This window comes from uncultured Acetatifactor sp. (assembly GCF_948601915.1).
Classification (GTDB): domain Bacteria; phylum Bacillota; class Clostridia; order Lachnospirales; family Lachnospiraceae; genus Acetatifactor.
Map to the genome: position 1 here is coordinate 17,777 of NZ_CAPDXS010000060.1, position 11,064 is coordinate 28,840.

Here is an 11,064-nt window from a genome sequence, read left to right on the forward strand (position 1 = left end):
TATCTCAGAACCAGGTCCGACCTCCTTTCTCTTTTCTGCGCCTCATGCCCAGACCGTACATAAGACTAGCCGCGATTACCGCAAGCCCGCCCAATGTATACACTTCAGTGCCGGAGCCACCGGTTTCGGGAAGCATGATTCCCTTTGAATTAAATATTTCCAGGACATATACTGTACTGCCTGTTCCTTTATCTGGTGTGACTGTTATCGCCTCGCCGGTTGTTCCTCTTTGAGCCGAGACGCCATTCCCGTTTACGGTAATCCTGATCGGCTCTGACAGCCGGTTGTACCCATCCGGCGCTTTCTCTTCGTACAGATAATAAGTGCCGAACGCAAGGTCTCCTATCTCGCATTTTCCGTCTTGTCCGGAAACGATATTTTGTTTCACAATCGATGCCTTGTCGATATCAGCATAAAGGGTAAACTCTGCGCCAGCCAGCGCCTGCTGTCCATCATCGCCACGCTTCTGCAAGGCCACCGGCAACATGCCGCGCTCATTCTGCACTGTCAATTTGTAGCTGTACCTTGTTGCGGGAATATTGTCCCCATTCACATCCTGGGTGGTCTGTACTACGCTTGCATCGACAGCATATCTGCTCTTGTCAAAGTCCGGGACCTCCGCCCCATCTATCTCCACTTTCGTAACCACCATTCCATTATTGTAGTCACCGTCCGCAACCGGGTCGTTGATTTCAAAGTAAACTGTGGTTTTTCTATAGCCTGTAGGGACCTTAGTCTCTTCCAGCTTGTATCTGCCATAGGAAAGTTTTGAAATTTCTTTAAAGTCAAATACGCCCTTCGCATCAGATTCAAAACTTGTTCCTATTTCCTTATACTCACCCTCTTCTTCCCTCCACAGCGTGAACTGTGCACCGGCCAACGGCGCTCCAGTCTCATCCGTCTTTCTGAAAGAGACTTGTTGCAGAATCGCCTCATCCTTGATGGTAAAGCGGATATTGGCGATGCCTCCTGTACCCGATGTGCCGCCTCCTGTATATTGGGTTTCCAGCCACTCCGGGTTTTCGATTTCCTGGGCATTGGCATCCAAAATGGAGATAGACATCACTTCCTGCTGGATTGTCGCGTTCTCCTGTGTAGAAGCAACTACGACCGAAAAGTATATTTCATTCCGCTGTTCATAGCCATTCGGCGCATAGCTCTCTTCCAGGCAGTAATAGGTCTCATTCTCCAAATCATGAATCGCCAGTATGCCTCCTTCGCTGACCGCGCTGCCTCCTGGTGCTGTCAGCTCTCTGCCTTTTTGCAGCCTTCCGTCTGTCAAGGCGCATTCATACAGTTTGAACTTTGCGCCTTTTAGCGGATTGCCCTCTGTATCCGTCTTTGCTACCGTCAAAAGGTTCGTACCCTTGGCCCATTGCGGGTAGAGGATGACTTCATATATGCCATTGGCCTTTTTTGTAGCGAACAGGCCATCCACCTTTTCACCATTCTTATAGACCTGGCCTTTCCCGGCATCCTGGCCCTCCGCAATCACCTCTACGGTAATGGTATCATTGTCACTGAAATCAGTGTCCGCCGCGCCATCTTCCGACTTATATGTCCCTGCCGTGAACCAGGTTCCGCTGCCATCCGGGCTGGTATTCCATCCGGCGAAGTTGTATCCTGTCTTCTTCGGAGGGATGTCGCTCTGTAAAAACTCACCTCCGCGGGCTATCAAGGTATTGTGCACTGTCGCCAGGCTGCCTTGATTTCGGAACGCATACTGTGTGCCTGGAATGATGCTGTTCTTATCTGTTATGCCATTATCAGCGTATACCAGGTTCCATTGCTCCGTTTTCTTCAGCAGTACGCCATCGATATGCCAGCAGTCACCAAGTGGTCTTCCCTCGTCATCCTTATCTCTTCCGTCCTTACATACGTACCAGGCGACATAATAATTTTCTGTAAACTCATCAACTGTCATCTCCGAGAAATCAACTGGCTGACCCGCTACCTTTATAGAACCGTTCTTCGCCTTAATTGCCGCCAACAAATCCTCATCTGTCGGCTTATATGCCAAATTGGCTTCGACGGCATCTCCATTCTGAACGCCATATATATGCATCCAATATTTGAGCGGCATCCTCTTTTCCTGGCCCATGTCATCCTTCGCAAACACATGCTCTGTATAGTTGGCTCTGTTCAGTATCCCTTCCTGGCCCTTATTTGCCGGCTCGTTGGGAATCTGCCCGTCAAGCCTTACAAAGAACATTACTCCTCTTCCTTTGCGGTCCTTGTCTTCAGCAAACTTGTTCAGTTCTTCATAGTTCGTGCCGTAATACTTAACACCATCGGATCCAGCGACATTACTGGGCGCAGCCCATATTGCATGTAAATCTATTCCACCTGTCCTACCTGTCACATCCATGGTAAGCATACCATCGGTCACATAGGTCGGAACAGTGCAGCCATTGATTTGAACCGGGGTTCCGCAATATATCAAATAATCAATGTCCGGCCTGTAATTGGAATTGCTTCGCAGGGACCAGCCGTAAAATTTGTAGGTGTTGCCATTGAATGAATAATCTTCCAGAGCTCCGATGTCATTCTCCTCGCCGCCCTGCCCCGTCACGGTTCCTGTGAGAGGTATCCGGATAATATCCCTCCCGTCTATCTCCTCCACTGCCACCTGCTTGCTTCCAAGCAAAGTCCCCTTCTCGCTCGGCTGTCCTGCCTCGTCCTGAAAGAGTGTAACGCTATTTTCGTTCTTATAGTAGTTCACCTTGACGGTCTTCTCGATTTCGAGGATTTTAAACTTCCACTCAGTAAAAGAAGGTTGTTTCTTAGCCACAATCTGATTATTTTCATAGCACAAATAATCGCTTTCCAAGGTACTCATAATCATAATCCCGTCAGTGCTGTTTCTCCAAAATTTCAGCATCGAAAATGGACTGCCTGTTATAGCCCATTCAGGCACATCCCACAAATAATATGTTTGAGCCCCAGCATGATACTTCAGTGCATAACCACCATATCCATTATCCTCATACTCCCACACAAAGTCTGCCTGCGCATAGCCCGTAGGAACTACCACGCCACTGGCATCTACCTCAACCGCAATAGCTTCCAATTTATTATCTTTGTGGGACAATGCCACCGCATTGCCCCCACTTTCACAGTAAATCTGATACGACCTTCCGTTTTCCAGAAGGGAGCCGCCTTCTCCGCTTCTCCCAAGGGCATAGGGTGAAAAACTGCTTGCCTCGAAGCTGGTGGCCTTATTCCCCTCTTCGTCCGTCCTGATTTCAGAGGCATCCAGTTTCTCCGTGGCATCATCCCCAAAGTGGACTACGCTCATCTGCTCGCCGTCCTCATACTGGTCATCCAGCATCTGAATCGTGATGGAGACAGGTTTCTTTGGCTCAATCTCCGCACCGTCCGCATCGTAGAAGCCAATATTCAGGAGCATATCCATCTGGGCCCCCTGGCCTGCCTGCTCCAGATATTCCGCCTCACATTGGGCATAGTATTCGGGATTGCTTTCCGGCGTAATCGCTTCTACTTTCAGCTCTGCTTCCTCCGGAATCTCAGCCCCCAGATCATATTCGGCAATTACGATGATGTTCAGAGCGTCAATTCTGCACTCTTTCCTGACGCTGAAGTTCCTGGGCTCCGCCTTACCAACCGCATAGGTTGAAGGAATGCTCTCCCGGAATCCTGCGGACTGCTTTCCTGCCTCATCTGCCGAAACACAGTCCTCCATCTCCTCAGCCCCGTTTTCGCCAAAACGGACTACGTGAATCTCTTCGCCCTCTTCCGCGAAACCTTCTGGTATCTGAATCGTGATAGATACGGCTGCCTCCGGCTCTATCTTGACGCCTCCCGCATAGAAGCCGATGTCAAAAAGCAAATCCATAGCGGCGCTTCCGGCAATCTGTCCAAGATACTCGGCCTCACGCTGTGCATAGTACGCAGCATCGTTTTCAGCCGTAATCTGCCTTACCTGAAGCTCTGCCTCCTCAGGAATGTTCGCAGCGGTGTCGTATTCCACAATCACAGATATATTGCCGTCCCAGGCCTCTTTGCGGAATTCATGCTGCACCTCTGCTTCCGTTTTCCTGACAAGAGTTATCACCATGGCCTTCGGGCTGTCGTCCGCATCGCATACCAGTATCACAGGTTGCCCTGCATCATTTCCATTTTCATCCAGGCCCTGTACGGTGAATGTCACTGTGCCCTCCGGCCGGATTTCTTCTCCATCGATAAGGAAGCGGAGCCTGTAGGATACTTCTTCTGTCGCGGTCTCCATGCCATCCTCTCCCGGGACGGCCCCGGCATCTTTATCCTCTGCCTCCGGCGCGTCGGGAAGTTCCTGTCCGTCCCCTGCAGATTCCATGTCCTGTCCACCCGCCGCTTCATCCCCGTCTTCCTCCGCAGCCTCCGGTGCATCGCCCTCAGCCTCCGTGCCGATGCGTTCTGCCACAAGCTGCGCTTCCTCCGGGATGTTCGCGGACTTATGGTATTCCGCCACTACCCTGATTTCCGCGTCCTCATATGTCTTCCGGAAAAGCTCCTCTTCTCCCTCGCTGTCCTCTGGCTCTCCCTCGCTGTCCTCTTCCGCTTCGCTGCCCTCTGCCCCGGACTCATCCGCAGCAGCATTCCCCTCCTGGGATTCCTCCGATGCTCCGCTTTCCTGATCGGATTCTTCGCTCTCCTCGCCGGAAGCGTCAGGCTCTATGATTTCGAAGCAGTCGTCCGCGTGCACATGCTCCAGGAGCTCAATCTCCTCGCAGATGAGGTTCCCCTCCTCGTCATAGCAGTCCTCCTCATGGGCATGCAGCTCCAGTTCGCCGCAGATGTAGTTTTCCTCTATGGTATAGCAATCCTCCGTATGGGCATGTGCGTCCTCTCCCTCCGGTATCTCGCAGTTTAGCTCCTCGCTCCAGGCGTAGCAGTCGTCTGTATGCTCATGCGCCTCCTCGGCGAGCCCGCAGGTCAGCTCCTCGCTCCAGGCGTAACATTCGTCCGTGTGCTCATGAACCTCTTCCGCAAGCCCGCAGGTCAGCTCCTCGCTCCAGGCGTAACATCCCTCGTTGTGCTCATGGCCCTCCTCTGTGCTTGCGCAGGTCAGCTCGCCCTGCACCTTTGCATAGCATGCCGGACCGTGCTGGTGCCCTGTCCCGTCTGTGCCGCAGATCGGCTCGCCCTGTACTTTTGTATAACACTCCGGGCCGTGCTGGTGCCCCGCCCCGTCCTGGCCGCAGGTCAGCTCGCCCTGTACTTTTGTATAGCACGCCTCGTCATGCTGGTGGCCCTGGGTTTCCTCCAGGGTGCAGGTCAGTGTCTTCTGCTCCTCCAGGCATGCTGCGTCATGTACATGGGGCTTCCTCTCAGGCAGTGCGCACACCAGCGCGCCGTCCTTCCCATAGCAGTCGTCATTGTGGATATGGATCACATAGTCCGCCTGACCGCAGACAAGCTCCCCTTCGCTGTCCCGGCACTGTTCCGTATGCTCATGCACATCCAACCCGCAAATCAGCAGCTTCTCCTTGCGGTTCAGCGCCTGGCCGTTCATGGTCAGCGCCGCCACTGTTCCGGCTGTGACCAGTACAGCCATGCACAGGAATGCCGTCAGCCAGAGCTTATATTTCTTCTTCTCCCGCAATATCCTTGCAGCCTGCTTCCTCAATGATTCCATCATGCCGTCTCCTTCCTTGTATCTAAATCCGTCAATCTGTCAGCCTTATGCAGAACGCCCCTGCGCGCTTCCGGTATTTGTACGTTACCTCATAATAAACATTACGTGGTACCGCACAGCCGGAAATATATACTGCGCACTGGTTAAATTTGCAGCGCAACCCGACTGCAGACCGCCAGCTAGGTACTTTCCCGGGGACACCACTGTAAATCCTGGCGGTCTGCTGTATAAGCTTTTGGTTGGAAAACCCATTTTTGCCGTAAATTTAGACGTATCTTTTGACTAATCATCTGTTATAGTGGATTTGCAGACAGCAAAAGAACAGCCACACCCCATCCGGGTGGCTGACAGAAAAGCTCTGGAAGGAAATTCTTTCGGAAATTCCCCCTCAGATATTGAAATATAGGGACCGGGAGAGTATAATAAGGTAAGATAGAATCATTTTCCGATGTTACCGCATAATGTTTATTATGCGGTATTTGTGTCGATGAGCACCAGCCCCAGCCCGTCCAGGCGCTGTTCCTGCATCTCGCAGCTTATGAGGGTGTAGATGCGGGTGGTGTTCACATTGGAATGCCCCAGCAGATCCGCCAGGTGACAGATGTCTTTCTCTACATTATAATAAGTGACCGCGAACAGATGGCGGAGGTTGTGGGGGAACACCTTGCCCGCCGCCACGCCGGCCTCCTGACAGAGGGCCTTCATGGCATGGAGGATGTTGCTGCGGTCCATGGGCCTGCCGCCCCGGGTCACGAAGACGCTGCCGGACTGGATCCCGCTGGATTTCACATAGCGCTTCAGCTCCCGGCACAGCTCCATGGGCAGGATGACGGTGCGGGTCTTGCCTTTCAGGGAGACCCGCGCCCGTCTCGTATGGAGGGACTCCACGGTGACGAAGGGCAGCTCGCTGATGCGGATGCCGGTGGCGCAGATGGTCTGCATGACCAGGCACAGGCGCCGGTTCCCACGCCGCTTCGCCGTCTCCACCAGGCGCACATATTCGTTCCTGGACAGCTCCAGCTCTCTGGAGCGGAAGACGGCCTTCTGGACCTTGAAGGTGCGCACCACGCAGTCGGCGCATTCCAGGAAGCGCAGGAAGCTGTTCACGGCAGCCAGCATGGAGTTGGCGCTGGCCACCGCGTAGTTTTCCGACAGGTGGCTCTTGTATCGGATGACCGCGTCCTTTGTGACAGGGGCATCGCCCAGGAAAGCGGCAAAGGCTTTCGCGTCCCGCAGATATTTTTCGATGGTGGCCCTGCTCTTTTCCTCTTCCTTCAGTCTGCTCTCGAATCGCTCCATGATCGTCTTATCTGCTGTAAGTTCCATCTGCGTACCTCCCTGGGCTTTTTTGTCCTCCTGTATCCCCCGCAGGGTCTCTGCGGAAAATATTTTCCATCATACCATATCCGCCCGGGGGTTGTCATCCTTATTTCAGAGATGGTGGATTCAGCTCCCTTTCACGATCAGCAGCTTCTGTCCCGCCTTCAGCTCATCGCTGTCCAGCCCGTTCAGCTCCCGGAGGGCGTCTACAGGCACGTAGTACTTCTTCCCGATGTTCCACAGGTTGTCGCCGTCCTTTACCATGTAGACCACCATGCCCGGAAGGCTGCTCATCTTCCCGCTGTCCAGCTCCGACACGTTGACGGCGCTGATCAGCTCCACGGGGATGGTCTTGAACACCACGGTGGAGAAGCTGAGCACGGCCTTGACGTCCATCTCCTCCCCGTCCAGCATGGTCACCTGGAGCTGTTCCACCTCCGCGCGCACCTCCCCCATGTCCTCGGGCGCGATGTCGGGCACCTCCAGGGTATACTGGTATGGGATATTGGCCTGGGCGCTGCCGTAGGGCGCCTCGTCCTCCCCTGTGACATACATCACCCGCACCTGCAGGGCCCCCTGGAGCAAGATGCCGTTCTCCACGGTGCTGCGCTGCTCCAGCGCCACAGACCCTTCGCTGTGCAGGAGCTGGAGCACTGTGCCGTCCGTGACATGGACATGGTCCGTGACCTTGGTCTTGCCGGTGACCCTGGACAGGAGCCTGCGCAGATCCGCCTTGTGGGTCACGGTGCTGACTTCCTTGGTCACGCCGTAAAGGTCGGAGATGACCTCCAGCTTCTCCTCCTGGTAGATCCGGATGGCGATGTCCAGCACCAGCTCCAGGCCCACGCTGCGCTCTTCCCCGTCCAGATCCGGGCGCACGGACAGCTCCTGCTGGCCCAGGCGGTAGCGGATGTCCGGCAGCATCCCCTCCCTGCAGCCATGGCATTCCAGCGCGCCGCTGAAGGGAATGGTGGTCTCGAAGCTGCGGCAGGGATGATCCTCCCCCTCGCCCTCATATAGGAGGAACAGGTGGATGTCCCCGGAAATGGCCAGCTTCTCCTCCATGACCTTGAACTCCATATCCCCCAGGGAGATGTTGCTCCAGAGAATCTGGAAGATGTTGGGATAATTGGAGGGCAGCGCCACCTCCTCCTTCAGGCGGAAGATGTCGTTCTTCGCGATGGCGATCTGGGCCAGCTCCAGGGGCATGCGGCGGTATTCCACCTTTTCGTCCCCGTGGACGGCGATGGGGGCCTCCTCGTCGTAGAGCTCCTCCACCCTGGCCGTCAGGGTGATCAGGGACTGGATGCCCAGCTTGCGGGAGTTTATCATGTTCACGGAGAGGTCCTCCACCTCGCCGTCCACGGCCACCGTATCCGAGGGCACCACGCCCTGCATGTTGACTCTCTCCTCAAAGGGCATCCTGCCCTCCAGCACCACCAGGCTGCTCCCTTCCTCCATGGTGTGGTAGAGCGCCACAAAGGAGAGCCTGCCCCGGACAGTGACGGAGTCCGTCCCCGGCCTGATCTCATCGATGACCAGTTCCCCCTTCTCCAGGTTCAGCGCGGCTACGTCCGGCTTGTTCTCCGGGATGTTCACATCGTCCTCCAGGGTGAACTGGGTGACGGCCTGGACTCTGACGCGGTCCATATGTATATTCCTCTTTAATAATTCCACGAAAAATACCTCCATATATACTCGTATAGGAATATATATGAAGGTATTCCGCAGGATATGACTGGGGCGATTCCCTCGCCCGGCATTCTTTCAAGGAGATTTGAACCTGCCCCGCTGTAAGGGCAGCCTGAAAAGGACTGAATCCGCTTGCGTACCTGGAGCTTCAGCCCCGCACCGCTCCAATCAGGTCCGTCACGTCCTCCACATGGTACTGCTCCATGTAGCGCTCTATGCCCTCCACCACCTCGGTGCAGGTGTAGGGGTTCACGAAGTTCATGGCGCCTACGCTGACGGCAGTGGCCCCGGCCAGCAGGAATTCGATGGCATCCTCGGCGCTCCCGATTCCGCCCATGCCGATGACAGGGATCTGCACCGCCGTGGCCGCCTGATAGACCATGCGCACAGCCACCGGCTTGATGGCGGGGCCGCTCATGCCGCCGGTCCTGTTGGCCAGGGCGAAGGTGCGCTTATGGATGTCTATCTTCATGCCCGTGATGGTGTTGATCAGGGAGAGGGCGTCCGCCCCTGCCGCCTCCGCTGCCCGGGCCATCTCGGCGATGTCGGTGACATTGGGGCTGAGCTTCATGATGACGGGCTGTCTGGCGTGCCGTTTGACTTCCCGCGTGATATCGAACAGGGCGTCCGCTTTCTGGCCGAAGGCGATCGCGCCCTCCTTGACGTTGGGGCAGGATACGTTGATCTCCAGCATGGAGACCGCGGGCTCCTCTCCCAGGCGTTCCACTACTTCTACGTAATCCTCCACGGTCTTGCCGCAGACATTGACGATGACTTTGGTGTCATGCTGCTTCAGGAAGGGGATGTCCCGCTCCAGGAACACGTCGATGCCCGGGTTCTGGAGGCCGATGGCATTGAGCATGCCGCCGTAGACCTCCGCCACCCTGGGGGTAGGGTTGCCGGGCCAGGGGACATTGGCCACGCCTTTGGTCACTACGGCTCCCAGCCGGTCCAGGTCCACGAATTCCGCGTATTCCATGCCGGAGCCGAAGGTCCCGGAGGCTGTCATGACAGGGTTCTTCAGGGTAATGCCTGCGATGGTTACCTGCGTTTTCATATTTGCACCTCCTTCGCTTCGAAGACGGGGCCGTCGGTACAGATGCGGGCGTTGGGCACATGGGAGTGGTGGTGGACTTCCTTCGTCTTCACCACGCAGCCCAGGCATGCGCCCACGCCGCAGGCCATGTGCTCCTCCAGGGAGATGTAGGCCGGGATGTCCCGCTCTGCCGCGTATGCCTTGATGGCCCGCAGCATGGGCATGGGGCCGCAGGCGAAGATGACCTCCGCCTCCAGGCCGTTCTCCCGGATGGCGTCCATCACGTTCCCCTTCGTCCCGGCGCTGCCGTCCTCGGTGGCTATGTGGAGGGTGCCATATTTCTGCAGGTCTTCCTTCAGGAAAAGGTTCCCGTCACGGTAGCCTACGACAATCTGCTTCTCCGCTTCCAGACGCCTGGCCAGCTCCAGGATGGGGGGCACGCCGATGCCGCCGCCCATGAGGAAGGCTTTTTTCCCGGCTCCCTGCTCTAAGGGGAAGCCATTGCCCAGGTTCCCCAGCAGGGATATGGCATCCCCCTGGCTGTAGCCTGAGAATTCCCTTGTCCCTGCCCCGGCGACGCGGTAGACGATGCGCAGCGCGCCCCTGGCCGCGTCTGTCTCGCAGATGCTGATGGGGCGGGGCAGAAGGGTGCTTCTGTCCCTGGGATAGACGCCCAGGAACTGGCCGGGCTTCGCGTCCGCCGCAAGAGGGGTCTCTATCCACATGTCGAAAATGTCCGGTGCTGTCTCCCGCTGGGAGAGCACTTTTGCTGTGTGCTTTTGTTTCATGAGTAGGGTCCTTTCTGAATACTACTGTCACAAATCATTTTACTACAAGTGCCTCTTCGTAAGCTGTCCTCCCGGCGCAGATCGTCCGCACCACCTTCCCCCGCAGCTTCCACCCCGTGAAGGGCGTGTTGGCCGATTTCGAGGCATAGCGTTCCGGGACGAATTCCGCGGCGGCGTCTACCAGGACGATGTCCGCAGGGCCCCCTTCCGCCAGGTATCCTGCGTCCAGGTGGTACAGATCCGCAGGGTTGGTGCTCATGAGCCGCAGGAGCTGTGCCATGGTCAGATGCCCGGCTTCCACCAGCTCCGTGATCCCTAAGGCCAGCGCGGTCTCAAGGCCGATGATGCCGCTGGGCGCTTCGGTGACGGGCTTTTCCTTCTCCTGGGCCGTGTGGGGGGCATGGTCTGTGGCGATGATGTCGATGGTGCCGTCCGCCAGCCCCCGGATGACGGCGAGCCTGTCCTCCTCCTCCCGCAGGGGCGGGTTCATCTTCGCCAGGGTGCCGTACCGGATGGCCGCTTCCTCCGTCAGGGTGAAATGATGGGGCGTGGCCTCCGCATGGATGTTGCCGCCCCGGGCCCGGGCGCGG

At 56.4% G+C, this 11,064-nt stretch carries 6 protein-coding genes; all 6 read right to left on the reverse strand.

What is annotated here, in order from left to right; all coding sequences use genetic code 11:
- Positions 1–4: 4 nt before the first annotated feature.
- Positions 5–5,641 carry a SpaA isopeptide-forming pilin-related protein gene (locus Q2B33_RS11960; RefSeq protein ID WP_300570455.1) on the reverse strand — a complete coding sequence of 1,879 codons (5,637 nt, stop codon included), beginning with the start codon at positions 5,639–5,641 and terminating at the stop codon, positions 5–7.
- Between the two features lie 465 nt (positions 5,642–6,106).
- Positions 6,107–6,964: a tyrosine-type recombinase/integrase gene (locus Q2B33_RS11965; protein ID WP_300570452.1), complete on the reverse strand. Its 858-nt coding sequence runs from the start codon at positions 6,962–6,964 to the stop codon at positions 6,107–6,109.
- A gap of 120 nt (positions 6,965–7,084) precedes the next feature.
- The gene (locus Q2B33_RS11970) at positions 7,085–8,608 is read right to left on the reverse strand and encodes an SPOCS domain-containing protein (RefSeq protein WP_300570449.1); all 1,524 of its coding nucleotides are present in this window, start codon (positions 8,606–8,608) and stop codon (positions 7,085–7,087) included.
- Between the two features lie 190 nt (positions 8,609–8,798).
- Positions 8,799–9,707, reverse strand: a complete 909-nt coding sequence (locus tag Q2B33_RS11975; RefSeq protein WP_300570446.1) for a dihydroorotate dehydrogenase — start codon at positions 9,705–9,707, stop codon at positions 8,799–8,801.
- The gene (locus Q2B33_RS11980; RefSeq protein ID WP_300570443.1) at positions 9,704–10,474 is read right to left on the reverse strand and encodes a dihydroorotate dehydrogenase electron transfer subunit; all 771 of its coding nucleotides are present in this window, start codon (positions 10,472–10,474) and stop codon (positions 9,704–9,706) included. Before Q2B33_RS11980 ends, Q2B33_RS11975 begins: the two co-directional genes overlap by 4 nt.
- Positions 10,475–10,508: 34 nt before the next feature.
- Positions 10,509–11,064, reverse strand: a 556-nt coding sequence (locus tag Q2B33_RS11985; protein WP_300822694.1) for an amidohydrolase family protein, incomplete at its 5' end; no start/stop codon positions are given.

Coding starts and splice junctions, on each gene's coding strand:
- Q2B33_RS11960 (WP_300570455.1), bottom strand. CDS start 5,641: ATGATGGAATCATTGAGGAAGCAGGCTGCAAGGATATTGCGGGAGAAG.
- Q2B33_RS11965 (WP_300570452.1), bottom strand. CDS start 6,964: ATGGAACTTACAGCAGATAAGACGATCATGGAGCGATTCGAGAGCAGA.
- Q2B33_RS11970 (WP_300570449.1), bottom strand. CDS start 8,608: ATGGACCGCGTCAGAGTCCAGGCCGTCACCCAGTTCACCCTGGAGGAC.
- Q2B33_RS11975 (WP_300570446.1), bottom strand. CDS start 9,707: ATGAAAACGCAGGTAACCATCGCAGGCATTACCCTGAAGAACCCTGTC.
- Q2B33_RS11980 (WP_300570443.1), bottom strand. CDS start 10,474: ATGAAACAAAAGCACACAGCAAAAGTGCTCTCCCAGCGGGAGACAGCA.